This window comes from Streptomyces sp. NPDC055506 (assembly GCF_053643595.1).
In genome coordinates this window covers 1-17,222 of record NZ_JBSHKH010000159.1, presented here as the reverse complement: position 1 = coordinate 17,222, position 17,222 = coordinate 1, and the positions used below count along the sequence as shown (strand labels likewise).

Annotated in this window: 16 protein-coding genes and 1 pseudogene; 4 read left to right on the top strand and 13 right to left on the bottom strand. The window is 71.8% G+C overall.

Annotated elements, in window-relative coordinates:
• Positions 1–41: 41 nt before the first annotated feature.
• The 4 genes from ACWIF2_RS36245 to lipB all read right to left on the bottom strand — a co-directional run bounded on the left by ACWIF2_RS36245 (position 42) and on the right by lipB (position 3,155).
• Positions 42–743 carry a DUF4191 domain-containing protein gene (locus ACWIF2_RS36245; protein ID WP_454365352.1) on the bottom strand — a complete coding sequence of 234 codons (702 nt, stop codon included), beginning with the start codon at positions 741–743 and terminating at the stop codon, positions 42–44.
• A 77-nt stretch (positions 744–820) separates the two neighbouring features.
• Positions 821–1,033 carry an SCO2195 family GlnR-regulated protein gene (locus ACWIF2_RS36240; RefSeq protein ID WP_454365350.1) on the bottom strand — a complete coding sequence of 71 codons (213 nt, stop codon included), beginning with the start codon at positions 1,031–1,033 and terminating at the stop codon, positions 821–823.
• A 261-nt stretch (positions 1,034–1,294) separates the two neighbouring features.
• On the bottom strand, positions 1,295–2,260 hold the full coding sequence (lipA, locus tag ACWIF2_RS36235; RefSeq protein ID WP_382499324.1) for a lipoyl synthase: 966 nt from the start codon (positions 2,258–2,260) through the stop codon (positions 1,295–1,297).
• A 94-nt stretch (positions 2,261–2,354) separates the two neighbouring features.
• Positions 2,355–3,155, bottom strand: a complete 801-nt coding sequence (lipB, locus tag ACWIF2_RS36230) for a lipoyl(octanoyl) transferase LipB (protein ID WP_454365348.1) — start codon at positions 3,153–3,155, stop codon at positions 2,355–2,357.
• 238 nt (positions 3,156–3,393) lie between these two features.
• Here lipB and ACWIF2_RS36225 point away from each other — a divergent pair, with 238 nt between their 5' ends.
• A complete protein-coding gene (locus ACWIF2_RS36225; protein ID WP_454365347.1) occupies positions 3,394–4,872 on the top strand; it encodes a regulator in 1,479 nt (492 codons plus the stop codon).
• Positions 4,873–4,941: 69 nt separating this feature from the next.
• Here the strand turns inward: ACWIF2_RS36225 and ACWIF2_RS36220 are convergent, their stop codons facing one another.
• Together ACWIF2_RS36220 and ACWIF2_RS36215 are read right to left on the bottom strand one after the other, a co-directional pair.
• Positions 4,942–6,357 (bottom strand): NAD(P)/FAD-dependent oxidoreductase, encoded by a 1,416-nt coding sequence (locus ACWIF2_RS36220; protein WP_454365345.1) that lies wholly within the window; start codon positions 6,355–6,357, stop codon positions 4,942–4,944.
• A 247-nt stretch (positions 6,358–6,604) separates the two neighbouring features.
• The gene (locus tag ACWIF2_RS36215; protein ID WP_454365343.1) at positions 6,605–7,501 is read right to left on the bottom strand and encodes a TIGR01777 family oxidoreductase; all 897 of its coding nucleotides are present in this window, start codon (positions 7,499–7,501) and stop codon (positions 6,605–6,607) included.
• A 71-nt stretch (positions 7,502–7,572) separates the two neighbouring features.
• Between ACWIF2_RS36215 and ACWIF2_RS36210 the strand changes: the two genes are divergently transcribed.
• On the top strand, positions 7,573–8,061 hold the full coding sequence (locus tag ACWIF2_RS36210; protein ID WP_454365342.1) for an N-acetyltransferase family protein: 489 nt from the start codon (positions 7,573–7,575) through the stop codon (positions 8,059–8,061).
• 7 nt (positions 8,062–8,068) lie between these two features.
• Here the strand turns inward: ACWIF2_RS36210 and ACWIF2_RS36205 are convergent, their stop codons facing one another.
• Positions 8,069–9,253: a MarP family serine protease gene (locus tag ACWIF2_RS36205; protein ID WP_454365340.1), complete on the bottom strand. Its 1,185-nt coding sequence runs from the start codon at positions 9,251–9,253 to the stop codon at positions 8,069–8,071.
• A gap of 190 nt (positions 9,254–9,443) precedes the next feature.
• Between ACWIF2_RS36205 and ACWIF2_RS36200 the strand changes: the two genes are divergently transcribed.
• Both ACWIF2_RS36200 and ACWIF2_RS36195 read left to right on the top strand, forming a co-directional pair.
• The gene (locus tag ACWIF2_RS36200) at positions 9,444–10,352 is read left to right on the top strand and encodes a peptidoglycan recognition protein family protein (RefSeq protein ID WP_454365338.1); all 909 of its coding nucleotides are present in this window, start codon (positions 9,444–9,446) and stop codon (positions 10,350–10,352) included.
• Positions 10,349–10,543, top strand: a complete 195-nt coding sequence (locus ACWIF2_RS36195) for a hypothetical protein (RefSeq protein WP_454365337.1) — start codon at positions 10,349–10,351, stop codon at positions 10,541–10,543. The genes ACWIF2_RS36200 and ACWIF2_RS36195 overlap by 4 nt, the downstream gene beginning before the upstream one ends.
• Here the strand turns inward: ACWIF2_RS36195 and ACWIF2_RS36190 are convergent.
• From ACWIF2_RS36190 to ACWIF2_RS36165, 6 genes and pseudogenes are all read right to left on the bottom strand, one after another.
• Positions 10,533–11,054 carry a DUF4240 domain-containing protein gene (locus ACWIF2_RS36190; protein WP_454365336.1) on the bottom strand — a complete coding sequence of 174 codons (522 nt, stop codon included), beginning with the start codon at positions 11,052–11,054 and terminating at the stop codon, positions 10,533–10,535. The two genes, ACWIF2_RS36195 and ACWIF2_RS36190, sit on opposite strands and share 11 nt — an antisense overlap.
• Before the next feature lie 53 nt (positions 11,055–11,107).
• Positions 11,108–12,094 (bottom strand): helix-turn-helix transcriptional regulator, encoded by a 987-nt coding sequence (locus ACWIF2_RS36185; protein ID WP_454365334.1) that lies wholly within the window; start codon positions 12,092–12,094, stop codon positions 11,108–11,110.
• Between the two features lie 55 nt (positions 12,095–12,149).
• The gene (aceE, locus tag ACWIF2_RS36180) at positions 12,150–14,852 is read right to left on the bottom strand and encodes a pyruvate dehydrogenase (acetyl-transferring), homodimeric type (RefSeq protein WP_454365332.1); all 2,703 of its coding nucleotides are present in this window, start codon (positions 14,850–14,852) and stop codon (positions 12,150–12,152) included.
• Positions 14,853–15,120: 268 nt separating this feature from the next.
• Positions 15,121–15,744 (bottom strand): GntR family transcriptional regulator, encoded by a 624-nt coding sequence (locus ACWIF2_RS36175; RefSeq protein ID WP_184596340.1) that lies wholly within the window; start codon positions 15,742–15,744, stop codon positions 15,121–15,123.
• Positions 15,745–15,977: 233 nt separating this feature from the next.
• Positions 15,978–17,150: pseudogene (sucB, locus tag ACWIF2_RS36170) on the bottom strand (2-oxoglutarate dehydrogenase, E2 component, dihydrolipoamide succinyltransferase); the annotation flags it as partial.
• Positions 17,084–17,222, bottom strand: a 139-nt coding sequence (locus ACWIF2_RS36165) for a carboxyl transferase domain-containing protein (protein WP_454365354.1), incomplete at its 5' end; no start/stop codon positions are given. The gene ACWIF2_RS36165 and the pseudogene sucB, both read right to left, overlap by 67 nt.

Here is a 17,222-nt window from a genome sequence, read left to right as displayed (position 1 = left end):
GGTGTGATCCGGGCGCCCCTTCGTCGTTCGTGTGCGAGGTGTCAGCGGGCCTTCGGCCCGCCCTTCGGCAGCTTCATGCCCTTCGGCATGGGCCCCTTCGGCAGTGGCATGTTGCTCATCAGGTCGCCGAGGGCGCGCAGCCGGTCGTTGGTGGCCGTGACCTGCGGGCCGGTCAGCACGCGCGGCAGCTTCAGCATGGTCGTGCGCAGCTTCTTCAGCTCGACCTGGCCCTCGCCCGTGCCCACGACCAGGTCGTGCACGGGCACGTCCGCGACGATGCGGTTCATCTTCCGCTTCTCGGCGGCGAGCAGGGACTTCACCCGGTTCGGGTTGCCCTCGGCGACCAGGACGATGCCGGCCTTGCCGACCGCGCGGTGCACCACGTCCTGGTTGCGGTTCATCGCCACGGCGGGGGTCGTCGTCCAGCCCCGGCCGACATTGTCGAGTACCGCCGCGGCGGCGCCGGGCTGTCCCTCCATCTGCCCGAAGGCGGCCCGCTCGGCCCGGCGCCCGAACACGATCGCCGACGCGAGGAAGGCGAGCAGGAGGCCCAGGATGCCGAGATAGATGGGGTGACCGATCAAGAAACCGATCGCGAGGAAGACACCGAAGGTGACGATTCCGACTGCCGCGAGTACAAGACCGATCTTCTTGTCGGCCCTGCGGGTCATCTTGTAGGTCAGAGCGATCTGCTTCAGTCGCCCGGGGTTCGCAGCGTCCGCTGCAGGTTCCTTCCTCGCCATGCCACGCAGTCTACGTGGCCCCACAAGCGCCGACGACGGCAGTGCCCGCGGGGGCCCCATGGGGGAGGGGCCGGGGTTCAGGGACGGACGGAGGCGGACCCGGGAACGGACTGGTCGAGGACGCGCTGCGTCTCGACGCGGTCCTTGGCGCGACGGCGGTCCTCCAGCACGGAGGTCCACGCGTTGCGGCGGGCGGTGCGCTGACCGCTGCTCATCAGCAGCGACTCGACGGCACGCAGTGCGGTGGTGAAGGACGGAATCGCGGTGGCGCGGACCGGCGCGGCCTGCATGGGTGAGGTCCCCCCTCGGTAAGGGTGTACGTGCTGTGAGTTCAGCGTCACTGATTGGTGTTACCAGGGCGTGACCGGCCGGTCAAACACCCATGAAGCCCCGGCGGGGAGTGGAGAAACGCCGACGCGGTCCCGACATGTGCCCTCATCTGCGAGGACGGTCGGGACCGCGTCAAATCGGCCGCTACTGGCGGGTAGCGTCTTGTGCGAGAATTCACACGCTTGTCTCGCCCTGCGCGCGGCAGGGGTGGTGACGATGTGTCAGACGGCTTGGGCCGCGATGCGCGCGTCCCGCTGCTCCATGGCCATCTTGAAGAGGCGTCCCGCGCGGTACGAGGAGCGCACCAGCGGGCCGGACATCACACCGGAGAAGCCGATCTGCTCGGCCTCCTGCTGCAGCTCCACGAACTCGTGCGGCTTGACCCAGCGCTCCACGGGGTGGTGGCGCACGGAGGGGCGCAGGTACTGCGTGATGGTGACCAGCTCGCAGCCCGCGTCGTGCAGCTGCTTGAGCGCGTCGCTGACCTCCTCGCGGGTCTCGCCCATGCCGAGGATCAGGTTCGACTTGGTGACGAGGCCGTAGTCGCGGGCCTCGGTGATGACCTTCAGGGAGCGCTCGTAGCGGAAGCCGGGGCGGATGCGCTTGAAGATCCGCGGGACCGTCTCGACGTTGTGTGCGAAGACCTCGGGGCGGGAGGAGAAGACCTCCGCCAGCTGCTCCGGGACCGCGTTGAAGTCGGGCGCGAGCAGCTCGACCTTCGTCCGGCCGGCCTCGCGGCCCGCCGTCTGCTGGTGGATCTGGCGGACCGTCTCGGCGTACAGCCAGGCGCCGCCGTCCTCCAGGTCGTCGCGGGCGACACCGGTGATCGTGGCGTAGTTCAGGTCCATCGTGACCACGGACTCGCCGACCCGGCGCGGCTCGTCGCGGTCGAGCGCCTCGGGCTTGCCGGTGTCGATCTGGCAGAAGTCACAGCGCCGGGTGCACTGGTCGCCGCCGATGAGGAAGGTCGCCTCGCGGTCCTCCCAGCACTCGTAGATGTTGGGGCAGCCGGCTTCCTGGCAGACCGTGTGCAGGCCCTCGCTCTTCACGAGGTTCTGCATCTTGGTGTACTCGGGACCCATTTTCGCCCGGGTCTTGATCCACTCGGGCTTGCGCTCGATGGGGGTCTGGCTGTTGCGGACCTCCAGGCGCAGCATCTTGCGTCCGTCGGGTGCGACTGCGGACACGACCGGCTCCCTAGCGATTGATTCTTCGGCGCCCTCAAGGGTACGCCCGTTGATTTGAATGCCTGTGTGGGTGCTAGCCCCTCCACGCGCGGATCTATGCCGCCGGCGTCTTCTCGATCTCCCGCGGCTTCAGCTCCGCGTTCTCCAGTACGTCCCTCAGGTGGCGCTCCACCACCGGCAGGACCTCCTCGATCGTCACGTCGCGGCCCAGTTCGTTCGCCAGGGACGCGACGCCCGCGTCGCGGATGCCGCAGGGGATGATCCGGTCGAACCACTTGTTGTCGGGGTTCACGTTGAGCGCGAAGCCGTGCATGGTGACGCCCTTGGCCACGCGGATGCCGATCGCGGCGATCTTGCGGTCCTCGCGGCGCTGGCCCGCGTTGGACGGGGCGTACTCCGGGCCGTTCATGCGCGGGTCGAACTCCTCGTCGTGCAGACGCGGGTCGAAGTCCAGGGCGAGGCCGCCGAGCGCGGGGCGCCGCTCGACCGGGTCGCCCAGGACCCACACGCCGCTGCGGCCCTCGATCCGGGTGGTCTCCAGGCCGAACTCCGCGCAGGTGAGGATCAGGGCCTCTTCGAGGCGGCGTACATGCGCCACGACGTCCACCGGGCGGGGGAGCTTCTGGATCGGGTAGCCCACCAGCTGCCCGGGGCCGTGCCAGGTGATCTTGCCGCCGCGGTCCACGTCGACGACCGGCGTGCCGTCCAGGGGCCGCTCGTTGTCCGCCGTGCGCCGTCCGGCCGTGTAGACCGGCGGGTGTTCCAGCAGCAGGACCGTGTCGGAGATCTCGTCGGCGAACCGCGCCGCGTGCACCCGGCGCTGCTCGTCCCAGGCCTCCTGGTACTCGACGGCCTCGTCACCGAACCCCATGCGGACGAACCGCAACCCACTCACGGCAAGCGCCTCCCTCGGACGGGTGTGTCAGGCACGTATCGCGCCCAAGCCACTGTACGTCCGGCCCGAACACGTCAGTCCCGGGGCTAATCCTCACACGATCGGATGAATGTCCGCGAAAATGTGTGATGGCGTGCTTACTCTCCGCTACATTCGCGCCGTCCAGCAAGCCAAAAGGCCTGCTCACACGCAATCCGGCACAGCACCGACACCGGAAGGCAGGAGACCGCACCGCACCATGACGGAACGACCCGCGCAGCGCACCCCCAACCGACAGCTCGCCGCGCTCATCGCAGAAGCGGGGTTCTCCAACGCGGGACTCGCCCGTCGCGTGGACCAGCTCGGTCTCGAACACGGGCTCGACTTGAGATACGACAAGACCTCCGTCACCCGGTGGCTGCGCGGCCAGCAGCCCCGGGGCACCACGCCCGCGCTCATCGCCGAGGTCTTCACCCGGCGCCTGGGCCGTCGCCTCAGCGCCCAGGACCTCGGCCTGGACGCCTGCGCCCCGGTCTACGCCGGGCTGGAGTTCGCGGCCGCCCCCGAGGAAGCCGTCGACATCGTCAGCGGGCTGTGGCGCAAGGACTCCGGCAGCCACGCCGAGCTGCGTAAGATCGCCTTCACCCCGGCCGGGCTCGTCGTGCCGAGCCGGGACTGGCTGATCGGCCGGGCCGACGAGAAGGTCGCCCGGGGTGAGCCGCCCGCCTCCCGCATCCCGGCCCAGGGCCGCACCCCTGTCCGACTCCCGGCGGCGGACGGGCCGGGCGTACCGTCCCTGCCCCGCCAGCGGGGCCAGGCCGAGCGCGGCCCCGGCCAGAAGGTCACCGCGGGCGACATCGCCGCCCTGCGCTCGGTCGGCGAGCTCTTCCGCACCCTCGACGACGCCTACGGTGGCGGTCACGCGCGCCAGGCCCTGGTGCGCTATCTGGAGCACGAGTGCGAGCCGATGCTGCGCGGCACCTACGGCGAGCAGACCGGCCGCCGGCTGTTCGCGGCCGCCGCCGACCTCACCCGGCTCGCGGGCTGGACGTCGTACGACATCGCCGCGCACGGACTCGCCCAGCGCTACTTCGTGCAGGCGCTCCGGCTCGCCCAGGCGGCCGGGGACCGGACGTACGGGGCGTATGTGCTGGTCACCATGAGCCGGCAGGCCGTCTACCTCGGGCACGGGCGGGAGGCCGTGCAACTCGCCCGCGTGGCACAGCAGGGCGTCGGCACCTCGGCCCCGCCCGTCGTGCAGACGCTGCTGCACGCCTCCGAGGCACGCGGGCACGGCGTGCTCGGCGAGGTCCGGGCCTGCACCGCGGCCCTGGTCCGCGCCGAGCGCGCCCTGGAGACGGCCCGGCCCGGGGACGACGTACCGCACTGGGCGAAGTTCTTCGACGAGGCACAGCTCGCCGACGAGTTCGGCCACTGCCACCGCGACCTGCAGCAGTTCCGCGCCGCCGCCCAGCACGCGGAACGCTCCCTGCAGCTCCGCGCCCCCTCCTACGCCCGCAGCCGCCTCTTCTGCCGCATCGTCCTGGCCACCGCCCGCCTGGGCCTGGGCGAACTCGACCAGGCCTGCCAACTGGGAGCGGAGGCGGCGGGCCAGGCCGCCGAGATGCGTTCGGTAAGGGCTGTGGAGTACGTAAGGGACTTCGAGCGAAGGCTGGAGCCGTACAAGGACGCGGCCCCGGTGCGAAGTTACCGCGACAAAGTAGCGGCCTTGGGGTGAGGCTCCTCGCTCTTAGGGGCGCGGGGAACTGCGCGACAAGCCCCCACGCACCCGCACCCGACAAAGCACCTAAGCAGCCCGAGGCACAGTAGGCAGCGGATCGGCAACATGCATCGACCGCCCCGCCCCCAAGTCCGCCAAGATCGCCGCAGACGCCCGATGCCCAGAGTGCAAAGCCCCCTGCACCGTGCTGGTGTCCCGGTGATCCCCACACACATACAGCCCGGCGATCAACCGCACCGGCCGCCGCAGATCATGCGGCGGCCGCATCGCCGGCACGGCCTCCACGGTCTGGTGCACAGCCAACGTCTCCCACCGGGCCGTCGGCATCCCGTACAGCCGCGCCAAGTGCATCCGCACAGCCGTGTCGACATCCCCCGGCGGCCGCCCCAGCACCGTCGAGGACACCAGCGCCCGTCCAGCCGGTGCCCGGGACGGATCGACCCGGCTCACCACCGCCGTGTGCGCGACCGGCCCGCCGAGATCCGCGTCGAGCAGCAGCGACGCCCCCGTCTCCGGCGGCTCGTCGGTCGTGTGATGCACCACCGTCACAGGATGGAAGTCCGGCACCCGCAGCCCGGGCAGCAGCTCGGCGGCGGCCCGGGCGTCGGTCGCCACCAGTACCGCCCGGCAGCGGATCTCGCCGTGCTCGGCGGTGGTCACCGAGGTAGTGGAGACGGAGGTGACGCGCACGCCGGTGTGCACGGTGCCCGGCGGCAGCGTGCGTGCCAGCAGCTCCGGCAGGGCCTCCGCACCGCCCTCCGGTACGCAGAGCCGGCCGCTCGCGAAGGCCCGCAGCGCCAGGTCCGCGCACCGGCTGGACGTGGTCAGGTCCGGGTCGCACAGCAGGGCCGCGAGCAGTGGACGCAGAAAGCCGTCGATCGTACGGGCGGGCAGCCCGCGCGCCGCCAGGGCCTCACCGGCGGGCCGCTCCGGGCGGGCCAGCAGCCGTTCGGCCGGGGTACTCGCCAGCCGGGTGAGGGCGGCACCCAGCCGGGCCTGGTCGACGGCCGTGCCGAGCGGGGCGCCGGACCGGCTCCGGGGCACGGAGACCTGCCGGCCCGGCACCGCCACCGGCCTCCTGGGCGGCCTGGGAGCGACCGGCGACCGGGGAGCGCTCGCCAGGGCGCGCACCGCATGGAGCGCGCCCCGTGCGCCCCGTGCGCCCCCCGCACCGGCCTGGACGCCCGCGCGATGGTGGCGTCCGTCGCCGTGCAGCAGGACACCGGGAGCGAAGGGGCGCAGCACCAGTCCGCCCAGGCCGGGTGTCAGCCGTAGTTCCGGATACGCCGTGGACATCAACTGGCCGATCCGGTCGAGCCGGAAGCCGTCGACCTTCTCCGTCGCCATGCGGCCGCCGACCCCGTGGGCGGCCTCCAGGACCATGGTCGTCACTCCTGCGCGGGTGAGCCGGTTCGCGGCCGAGAGTCCGGCGACCCCGGCCCCCACGACGACCACGTCCGCCTGGTACGCGGGCTCAAGCACGTGCCCCTCCTCGAGGTTGCGCGGGCGCTGGAGACGTCATGCCCTCAACAGGCCGCAGGGATACGCGAGTTCTGGTCGAGGGTAGGGCTGTGATCGGTCAAATGGGGTCGCGCATCAACAGGGCACGGTCGCACGGCGGTCGCATACGGAAGCCTCGTGGGCATGAAGTGGTCGCAGGGGGCTAGGGGCCGACTCGAGGAGCGCTCTCGAAGCGCCCTCGGAGCGCCATCGGAACGGCCGGGAACCGTCACAGCGCCGCCCGGATCGCCCCCTCGATCTCCGGGAACGCGAACCGGAAGCCCGATTCCAGCAGCCGCGTCGGCAGCACCCGGGCGCTGCCGAGCACATCCCCGGCCATCTCGCCGAGCACGCTCCGCAGGACGGGCGCGGGGACGGCGAACAGCGTGGGGCGGTGCAGCACGCGTCCCATCGCCGCGGTGATCTCACGGTTCGTCAGGGGGTTCGGGGCGGTGAGGTTGAACGGCCCGGACAGACCGTCCGTGTCGATGAGATGCCGGATCGCGGCGACCTCGTCGTGCAGCGCGATGAACGACCAGTACTGCCGCCCGTCGCCCATCCGCCCGCCGAGCCCCGCCTGGAACAGCGGGAACAGCCGCCCCCACGCACCGCCGTCGCGGGAGACGACCAGGCCGGTCCGCGTGAACACCGTGCGGACACCGGCCTCCTGGGCCGCTGCCGTGGCGCCCTCCCACTCCACACACAGCGCGGGCAGGAAGCCCTCACCCGCCGGCGCGCTCTCGTCGACGGTGCGGTCCCCGGTCTCGCCGTAGTAGCCCATGGCGCTGCCGTTCACGAAGACTTGCGGCCGGTCCTTCTCGTCCAGCGAGGCGACGGCCTCGGCGAGCGCCGCCGTGCCGTTCACCCGGCTGTCGCGGATCCGCCGCTTGTAGGCGTCCGTCCAGCGGCGGTCGCCGACCCCGGCCCCCGCCAGGTTCACCACCCCGTGGCACCCGGCGAGCCCGGCCGCGTCCACCCGCCCGCCCTCCGGGTCCCAGCGGACCTCGTCCGCCGCCCGGGGCTCATGGCGCACCAGGCGCACCACCTCGTGCCCGTCCGCGGTCAGGGACCGCACCAGAGCGCTGCCGATCAGACCGGAGGCGCCGGTCACCGCGATGCGTCGCATGGCTCAATCTTGCCGGTCGCCGCCGTAAAAGCCCCGTCGGGAACCGGTCGCTTCGACGTAACGTGACCGCCATGCCGACTCCGCACATACGACCCGCACGGCTCGACGACGAGGAGGCGCTCGGGCTGCTCGACCGCGCCGTCTGGTCACCTCTGCATGCCGTGGTGCCCGAGCCGAAGCCGCCGTACCCGCCCTTCTTCAACGAGCGGCACGGGCCCGAGGACTGCCTTGTCGCCGAGGTCGGCGACCGCCTCGCGGGCTATGTCCACCTCGGCTTCCCCACCCCGGTCGACGCCAACCGGCACGTCCGCCAGATCCAGGGCCTGGCCGTCGGCGAGCACGCGCGCGGCCGGGGCGTCGGGCGGGCGCTGGTCCGCGCCGCCGTCGACGAGGCCCGCCGGCGCGGCGCCCGCCGACTCACCCTGCGCGTCCTCGCCCACAACGTTCCGGCCCGGGAACTCTACGAGTCCGAGGGGTTCGTGGTGGAGGGGATCCTGCCCGAGGAGTTCCTGCTCGATGGGAAGTACGTCGACGACGTACTGATGGGGCACTCCCTCTGAGCCGGATCTACGACGCGGCCAAGTCGCCCGTGTCCACCGGAGCCGTCGCGTCCGCCGCCCGTCGCGCGTCCTGGGCGACCTCCGCCGCCGTCAGGACGTAGCCCGTCTCGGCGTCCGAGGTGGAACGGGCGAAGACCACGCCGAAGACCCGGCCGTCGGTGGTGAGGAGCGGGCCGCCCGAGTTGCCGGGGCGGACGGTGGAGCGGATCGAGTAGATCTCGCGGGTGACCGTCCCGTCGTTGTAGATGTTCTGGCCCGTCGCCCGCACGCGGTTGGCGACCGTCGCCCCCTGGAGGTTCAGGTCGCCGTCCTCCGGATAGCCCGCGACGACCGCGGAGTCGCCGCGCTCCGCCGCGTCGTCGAACCGCAGCACCGGTGCCTTCAGCCCCGGCACGTACAGCACGGCCACGTCCTTCTGCGAGTCGAAGAGCACCACCCGCGCCTCGTACGTCCGCCCGACCCCGCCGATCTGCACGGTCGGCTCGTCGATGCCGGCCACCACATGGGCGTTGGTCATCACGTGCTCCCGGGAGTACACGAATCCGCTGCCCTCGCGGCCCTGGGTGCCGGCGACGCCCTCGACCTTCACCGTGCTCCGCTTGGCGGCGTCGGTGGCGGCCGCTGTGACACTGTCACCGGAGGGCGCGGCGACCTCGGCGGTCGACTCGTTCTCGAACGGGTTGAAGACCTGCGGGAAGCCCGCCTGGGTCAGCGCGGACGTGGCCCCCGAGAACCAGTCCGGCGTGGTGTCCGGCATCGTCCGCTGCACGGCGTCGAGCAGCCGTGAGTCCCGGATCGCCGAGGTGACCAGCGGCGACGAGGACACGCCCAGGACGCTCGCGGCCACCCAGGCCACGATCAGCACGGCGACGGAGTTGGCCACCGCCCCGCCGATCCCGTCCGCCACTCTGAGCGGCCCCCTGTCCAGCTCCCGCCGCAACCGCAGCGCGAGGCGGCCCGCCAGCTCGTGCCCCACCACCGCCGGGAGCAGCACCGTGAACACCGCTGTCAGCGTCGCCCCCGTCGTCCCCGGCGTCACCAGGTCCATCACCCACGGCAGGGCCCACACGCCGATGACCGCGCCGCCCACGAAGCCCGCCAGTGACACACAGCCGGCCACCAGCCCGCGCCGGTACCCGGACGCCGCATAGGCCAGGACGACCAGCAACAGCAGGATGTCGAGCAGGTCCACGCACGCCGCCTTTCATTCGGAACCCCTTAGTACGTGGGGGGAGGGCCCGGTGATCAGTCACACGCGCGTGGATGATCAGAACCGGCCACGCGTCCGTGCATCCGGAAAAACGTCGCGGACCGTGACGATGGTTCCACCGGGTGGCACATCACACATCGCGGACGGACCGGATCGGGTCGACAGTGAGCACATGCGTGTCTTCCGAAGACGGCAGGGTGCGCGCAGGCGCCGCGCCGCCAGGACACCCGGCATAACCGGCCTGCCGCGCGCCGCCCGGGTGGGCCTCGGCTGCCTCCCGGGCCTCTGTGCCGCCGTCGCGCTGGTGCTGTGCGCCTACGGCGTCGAGAACGCCCCCCAGCCGGCGGCCGCCCGCCCCACCGCCAAGCCCTACGACGCCCCCCGGCCGCACATCGTGCTCCGGTCGCAGTGGCTGGGCGACGCCGCCCGCACACAGCCGCGCCCCCGCTACGACGACCGGGTCGGCGCCGTGTTCGTCCACCACACCGACACGCCCAACGGCTACGACTGCGCCGACGCGCCCCGCATCATCCGGGACGTGTACACCGGCCAGACCGGCACCCGCGACTGGGACGACATCGGCTACAACTTCGTCGTCGACCGCTGCGGCACCATCTACGAGGGCCGCGCCGGCGGTGTCGAGCGAGCCGTCACCGGCGCCCACACCCAGGGCTTCAACCACGGCACCACGGGCATCGCCGCCCTCGGCACCTTCACCGCGGGCATGCCCGTGCCGCGGGCCATGATCCACGCCATCGCCGCGCTGTCCGCCTGGAAACTGGGCCTGTCCGGCACCGACCCGCGAGCCAGCGTCCGCCTGGTCTCCAGCAACGGCCTGAGCCGGTACGCGGCCGGCACCTCCGCGGAACTGCCCGCCCTCGCGGGCCACAACGACGGCTACATGACCAGCTGCCCCGGCGCCGCCCTGCACGCCCGCCTGCCGGAGATCAGAGAGCTGGCGGCCCGTCTGCAGCACCGGCCGGAAGACCCACAGCAAGGCCACAGCCGGCGCGCGGTGTCCTCAGATCCCGGCCCCCTACGGTCACCCTCACAGACAGCCGACCGGAGGTGGGGACCATGAACAACCGTCATACGGAGAACCCGCACACCTGGACCGCGGCCACGCGCGGCCCCTGGGCGGTGCTCCGCGCGGTCGCCACCGTCGTCCTGGGCCCGGCGGCGGCCACCGCGTCCGCCCTCGACCAGGCCAACGCGGCCCCGCTGCACCACGCGGTGAAGGCAGACACCCGGAACGTGGCGGTCAGCCCCTGAAACGCTCCCACAGCCGGGGATAGCGCTCGGCGAGGAGCCGCTCGTTCTCGAAGTCGAGCGAGGTGCCCTCCGGCTCCGGGGGCGGGGGCGGGATCTCCAGGTCCGGGGCGACCACGCCGGTGAGCTGCTCGTAGGCCTCGTCCGCCGCGTAGCCGAGCTCCTCGCCGTCGCCGTCGATCTCCTCGTCGAAGTCGCCGAGCAACTCGGCGAGCGCGTCCGGGTCGTGCACGGCGCCCTCGAAGACATGGCGGCCCTGACCGATCAGCCAGCACCGGAAGAAGTCGAAGGCGTCGTCGCTCGCCCCGTCGAGCAGCACCCAGGCCGCGCCCCACAGGTCCCACCGGTAGGCGCGGTTGTAGCGCGACTCGAAGTGACGGGCGAAGTCCAGGACCGAGTCCGGGTCCAGCCGCGAGAGCCGGTCCACGAGCAGGTCGGCCTGTTCCTCCGGGTCGCCTTCGGCGGCCTCGCGAGAGTCGTCCACCAGCTCCCAGAACTCCGTCTCGTCCATCACGGGACAAGCATCGGCCCTGGGGCACACGGGCGCACCCGGAGTGCGCGGGATCGTTATGCGCCGCTCTCGGGGTGGTACAGCCCCGCCAACCGCAGCGCGTCCGCCGCGAACCGCTCGCGCAGGCCCTCGGGGGCCAGCACCTCCACCTCCGCGCCGAGCGCCGTCAGCTGGGTGTGGGCGACCTCCTCGGACTCCACCGGCAGAGCCACCGTCACCCATCCGTCGCCATCCGGCTCGTCCGCGTCCGCCAGCGCCTCCCGCGCGGACAGCGAGTCGAGGGCGTACGGCAGTGCGCGCACGCCGTCGGGGGAGAGCCGCACCACCACCCGCGCCCGCAGGATGGACCGGGCGAACTGTTCCGCCCGCTCCTCCCAGAAGGCGGGCAGCTCGAACTCCGGCTCCCGCTCGAAGCGCTCCCCGCCCGGGTCCACCGCCGTGAACCGGTCGATCCGGTACACCCGGAAGGCCCCGTTCCCGGCCACCCGCGCGCACAGGTACCAGACGCCCGCCTTCAGCACGAGCCCGTACGGCTCCAGCTCCCGGACGACCTCGTCCTCCCCGCGCCGGTAGCGCGCGACGATCCGCCGGTCGTCCCACACCGCGTCGGCCACGGCGGGCAGCAGCGCGGGCGTCCTCGGCTCCTTGAACCAGTTCGGAGCGTCCAGGTGGAACCGCTGCGCCGCCGTCCTCGAGGCGTCCCGCAGGGACGGCAGCAGAGCCGCCGACACCTTCAGCTGAGCGGCCGAGGCGGCGTCCTCCAGGCCCATCTCGCGCAGCGCCCCCGGCACCCCGGACAGGAACAGCGCCTCCGCCTCGCCGCGGTGCAGGCCGGTCAGCCGCGTCCGGTACCCGCCGACCAGCCGGTACCCGCCGGCCCGGCCCCGGTCCGCGTACACCGGCACGCCCGCCTCCGACAGCGCCTGCGCGTCCCGTGTCACCGTCCGCTCCGACACCTCCAGCTCACGGGCGAGCTCGGCGGCCGTCATGGCGGGCCGGGACTGCAGGAGCAGCACCATCTTGATGAGCCGGGCAGCACGCATGGGCACATCATGCAGCAGGCCCCCGCCGGGGCGGGGGCCTGCCGATCACCGGTCCTTACAGACCGTACTTCTCACGCGCTTCCTTCACGGACGTCGCCTTGACCTCGCCGCGCTTGGCGAGCTGGGCCAGGGCCGCGACGACGATGGACTCGGCGTCCACGCCGAAGTGGCGGCGGGCCGCCTCACGGGTGTCCGACAGGCCGAAGCCGTCGGCGCCCAGCGAGGACCAGTCCTGCTCGACCCACTGCGCGATCTGGTCCGGGACCTGGCGCATGTAGTCGGAGACCGCCAGCACCGGGCCCTCGGCGCCCTGGAGCGCCTGCCGGACGAACGGCACCCGCTCCTCGCCGCGCAGCAGCGCCTCGTCCGCCTCCAGGGCGTCCCGGCGCAGCTCGCTCCAGGACGTCGCCGACCACACGTCGGCCGCCACGCCCCACTCCTCGGCGAGCAGCGCTTGCGCCTTGAGCGCCCAGTGGATCGCCGTACCGGAGCCGAGCAGCTGGATCCGCGGGGCGTTGGCCACAGGCGTGATGCCCGCCGACTCCGCCGTGTTGAAGCGGTACAGGCCCTTGACGATGCCCTCGTCGACCCCGTCCACGGACGGCTTCGCCGGCTGCGGCATCGGCTCGTTGTAGACGGTCAGGTAGTAGAAGACGTCCTGGTCCTCGCCCGGGGCGGCCTCGCCGTACATCCGGCGCAGACCGTCCTTGACGATGGCCGCGACCTCGTAGGCGAACGCCGGGTCGTACGACAGCGCCGCCGGGTTGGTCGCCGCGATCACGGGGGAGTGGCCGTCGGCGTGCTGGAGGCCCTCACCGGTCAGGGTGGTGCGGCCGGCCGTGGCGCCGACGAGGAAGCCGCGGCCGAGCTGGTCGCCGAGCTGCCACATCTGGTCGGCCGTGCGCTGCCAGCCGAACATCGAGTAGAAGATGTAGAACGGGATCATCGCCTCGCCGTGCGTCGCGTACGACGTCGAAGCGGCGATGAAGTCGGCCATCGAACCGGCCTCGGTGATCCCCTCGTTGAGGATCTGGCCGTTCTTGGCCTCCTTGTAGTACATCAGCTGGTCGCGGTCGACCGGCTCGTACGTCTGGCCCTTCGGCGAGTAGATGCCGAGCGACGGGAACAGCGACTCCATGCCGAAGGTGCGCGCCTCGTCCGGGACGATCGGCACCCAGCGCTTGCCCGTCTCCTTGTCGCGGACCAGGTCCTTGACCAGACGGACGAACGCCATCGTCGTCGCCACGTTCTGCGAGCCGGAGCCCTTGTCGAAGGACGCGAACGCCTTCTCCGCCGGGGCGGGCAGCGGGGCGACCGGGTGCACGCGACGGGCCGGGGCCGGACCGCCGAGGGCGGCGCGGCGCTCCTGGAGGTAGCGGACCTCGGGGGAGTCGGCGCCCGGGTGGCCGTAGGGCACCACGCCGTCGACGAACGCGCTGTCGGAGATCGGCAGCTCCAGCAGGTCGCGCATGTTCTTGAACTCGTCCACCGAGAGCTTCTTCATCTGGTGGTTGGCGTTCTTCGACGCGAAGCCCTCGCCGAGGGTGTGGCCCTTGACCGTCTGGGCCAGGATCACGGTCGGCGCGCCCTTGTGCTCGACGGCCGCCTTGTACGCGGCGAACACCTTGCGCGCCTCGTGACCACCGCGCGAGAGGTGGAAACACTCGAGGATCTTGTCGTCGCTCAGCAGCTTCGCCAGCTCCACCAGCGCCGGGTCGGCGCCGAAGAAGTCCTGGCGGATGTAGGCGGCGTCGCGCGTCTGGTACGTCTGGATCTGCGCGTCCGGTACCTGGCGCAGACGGCGTACGAGGGCGCCGGTGGTGTCGAGCTGGAACAGCTCGTCCCAGGCCGTGCCCCACAGCGTCTTGACGACGTTCCAGCCGGCGCCGCGGAACTGGGCCTCCAGCTCCTGCACGATCTTGAAGTTGGCGCGGACCGGGCCGTCGAGGCGCTGCAGGTTGCAGTTGATGACGAACGTGAGGTTGTCCAGCTCCTCACGGGCCGCGAGCGCGAGGGCCGCCGTCGACTCGGGCTCGTCCATCTCGCCGTCGCCGAGGAACGCCCACACGTGCGAACCGGCGGTGTCCTTGATGCCGCGGTTGGCGAGGTAGCGGTTGAAGCGCGCCTGGTAGATCGCCGAGAGCGGGCCGAGACCCATGGAGACGGTCGGGAACTCCCACAGCCAGGGCAGACGGCGCGGGTGCGGGTAGGAGGGCAGGCCGTTGCCGCCCGCCTCCCGGCGGAAGTTGTCGAGCTGCTCCTCGTTCAGACGGCCGTCGAGGAAGGCGCGGGCGTAGATGCCGGGGGAGGCGTGGCCCTGGATGTAGAGCTGGTCGCCGGAGCCGTCGGCCTCTTTGCCCTTGAAGAAGTGGTTGAAGCCGGTCTCGTAGAGCCAGGCCGCCGAGGCGAAGGTGGCGATGTGCCCGCCGACGCCGTACTTGCTGCCCCGGGTCACCATCGCGGCCGCGTTCCAGCGGTTCCAGGCGGTGATCCGCTGCTCCATCGCCTCGTCACCGGGCACGCCCGGCTCGGCGGCGGTGGGGATGGAGTTGACGTAGTCGGTCTCGAGGAGCTTCGGCAGCGCGATGCCGGCGCCCTCGGCGCGCTCCAGCGTGCGCCGCATGAGGTATGCGGCACGGTGCGGTCCGGCCGCCTCGGTCACCGCGTCCAGGGAGGCCTGCCATTCGGCGGTCTCCTCCGGGTCCCGGTCCGGGAGCTGGTCGAGCTCGCTCGGCTGGATGGCTTTGGGGTCGGTCATGTCGCCGCCTTCCTCAGTCGAAGGGGGTTCCCTCATCGGTAAGGGTTCGGGGGTGCCCTTTGTCTTTGGCAGGACAGGGCTGGGGCTTGGGTGGCAAGCCCGTCGGCGACTGTAACTCTCTGATCGATGATCGATCAAAGGGTTGAGGCGTAAAACCTCTTGATCACGAGAAAGTAGGCACGCGGTGCCTCCGGCGGTGGCACGCGGTGACCGATTTTCGAACGGTTTTCGCAGGTCGGAGGCGTTTGAGCGGGAGCGTGCTCGGGTGTCACGCCCGGGGCGCGCAGCCCAGGACGTGGGCCTTCACCAGTTCGGCGATGCGGGGGTCGCGGCGCTTGAAGGCGGCGACCAGCTCCTCGTGCTCCTCCGCGTACGACTGCTGCTGGGTGCCCAGCCAGCGGATCGACAGGGCCGTGAACACCTCGATGCCGAGGCCCTCCCAGGTGTGCAGCAGGACGGAGTTCCCGGCCGCGCGGACCAGTTCGCGGTGGAAGGCGACGGTGTGGCGGACCTGCGCCGTGCCGTCCGACCTGCGGTCGGCCTCGTACAGGGCGTTGACGTGCGGCTCCAGCGCCGAGCAGTCCTCCGCCAGGCCCTGGGCCGCCAGCTCCGCAGCGATGGCCTCAAGGCCGGCCCGGACCGGGTAGCTCTCCTCCAGGTCGGCGGCGGTCAGGTTCCGGACCCGGACGCCCTTGTTGGGGGCGGACTCGATCAGGCGCAGGGATTCCAGTTCGCGCAGTGCCTCGCGGACCGGGGTCTGGCTGACCTCCAGCTCCGTGGCGATCCGGCGCTCGACGATCCGCTCGCCCGGCTGCCAGCGTCCGCTGATGATCCCCTCCAGGATGTGCTCGCGGATCTGCTCGCGCAGCGAGTGGATGACGGGCGCGGTCATGTGAGCTCCTTAAGGGGGTTTGACGTTTAGACAATAAGGCCGGGTCGCTCCGTGGGTGAGGTGGGTGGGGGTGTCTTGGTGCAGGTGAGACGAGACTTACATGGGGGGTGTGAGTTCGTCGTTCGGCTGCCGCGCCGTAGTGGTTGCTCGCGCAGTTCCCCGCGCCCCTGAAAGCAGGCAGTGCCCCTGCCCGGGGATTCCGGGCAGGGGCACTGTTCAGCCGTTCAGGAAGGTCAGAGGCCGAGCTCGACCTCGAACTCGCCCGCCTCCAGGATGGCCTTGACCGCCGTCAGGTAGCGGGCGGCGTCGGCGCCGTCCACCAGGCGGTGGTCGTAGGACAGGGTCAGGTACGTCATGTCGCGGACGCCGATGACCGTGCCCTCCTCCGTCTCGATGACGGCGGGGCGCTTGACCGTGGCGCCGATGCCGAGGATGGCGACCTGGCCCGGCGGCACGATGATCGTGTCGAAGAGCGCGCCGCGCGAACCGGTGTTGCTGATGGTGAAGGTCGCGCCGGACAGCTCGTCCGGGGTGATCTTGTTGGCGCGGACCTTGCCCGCGAGCTCCGCCGTGGCCTTGGCGATACCGGCGAGGTTGAGGTCACCGGCGTTCTTGATGACCGGGGTCATCAGGCCCTTCTCGGAGTCCACCGCGATACCGATGTTCTCGGTGTCGAAGTAGGTGATGGTCCCCTCGGCCTCGTTGATCTTGGCGTTGATCGGCGCGTGCGCCTTCAGCGCCTGGGCCGCGGCCTTGACGAAGAACGGCATCGGAGACAGCTTCACGCCCTCACGGGCCGCGAAGGAGTCCTTGGCCCGGGCGCGCAGCTTCATCAGACGCGTGACGTCGACCTCGACGACCGAGGACAGCTGGGCCTGCTCCTGCAGGGCCTTGACCATGTTGTCGCCGATGACCTTGCGGATCCGCGGCATCTTGATGGTCTGGCCGCGCAGCGGGGAGGTCTCCAGCGCCGGGGCCTTCTTGGCGGCGGCCGGAGCGGCGGCCGCGGCCGGAGCCGGGGCAGCGGCGGCGGCCTTCGCGGCCTCGGCGGCGGCGATGACGTCCTGCTTGCGGATACGGCCACCGACACCGGTGCCCTTGACGGTGGACAGGTCGACGCCGTTCTCGGCGGCGAGCTTGCGCACCAGCGGGGTGACGTAGGCGCCGTCGTCGGCCGGCTGGGCGGCGGCCGGAGCGGCCGGGGCCTGGGCCGGAGCCGGGGCGGGCGCCGGAGCGGCCGGGACCGGCTCGGGAGCCGGGGTCTCCTGCTGCTGCGGGGCCGGGGCCGACGGAGCCTGCGGGGCCGGGGCGGCCGGGGCCGGTGCCGGGGCGGGGACCGTCACTGGGGCGGGTTGCCGTGCTTGCGGGAGGGCAGGTCGGCGTGCTTGGTGCGGAGCATGGCCAGCGAGTCGATGAGGACCTGGCGGGTCTCGGCGGGGTCGATGACGTCGTCGACCAGGCCGCGCTCCGCCGCGTAG

Coding starts and splice junctions, on each gene's coding strand:
- aceE (WP_454365332.1), bottom strand. CDS start 14,852: ATGACCGACCCCAAAGCCATCCAGCCGAGCGAGCTCGACCAGCTCCCG.
- ACWIF2_RS36185 (WP_454365334.1), bottom strand. CDS start 12,094: ATGCGTGCTGCCCGGCTCATCAAGATGGTGCTGCTCCTGCAGTCCCGG.
- ACWIF2_RS36225 (WP_454365347.1), top strand. CDS start 3,394: ATGACGGAACGACCCGCGCAGCGCACCCCCAACCGACAGCTCGCCGCG.
- ACWIF2_RS36240 (WP_454365350.1), bottom strand. CDS start 1,033: ATGCAGGCCGCGCCGGTCCGCGCCACCGCGATTCCGTCCTTCACCACC.
- ACWIF2_RS36245 (WP_454365352.1), bottom strand. CDS start 743: ATGGCGAGGAAGGAACCTGCAGCGGACGCTGCGAACCCCGGGCGACTG.
- ACWIF2_RS36195 (WP_454365337.1), top strand. CDS start 10,349: ATGAACAACCGTCATACGGAGAACCCGCACACCTGGACCGCGGCCACG.
- ACWIF2_RS36215 (WP_454365343.1), bottom strand. CDS start 7,501: ATGCGACGCATCGCGGTGACCGGCGCCTCCGGTCTGATCGGCAGCGCT.
- ACWIF2_RS36175 (WP_184596340.1), bottom strand. CDS start 15,744: ATGACCGCGCCCGTCATCCACTCGCTGCGCGAGCAGATCCGCGAGCAC.
- ACWIF2_RS36210 (WP_454365342.1), top strand. CDS start 7,573: ATGCCGACTCCGCACATACGACCCGCACGGCTCGACGACGAGGAGGCG.
- ACWIF2_RS36200 (WP_454365338.1), top strand. CDS start 9,444: ATGCGTGTCTTCCGAAGACGGCAGGGTGCGCGCAGGCGCCGCGCCGCC.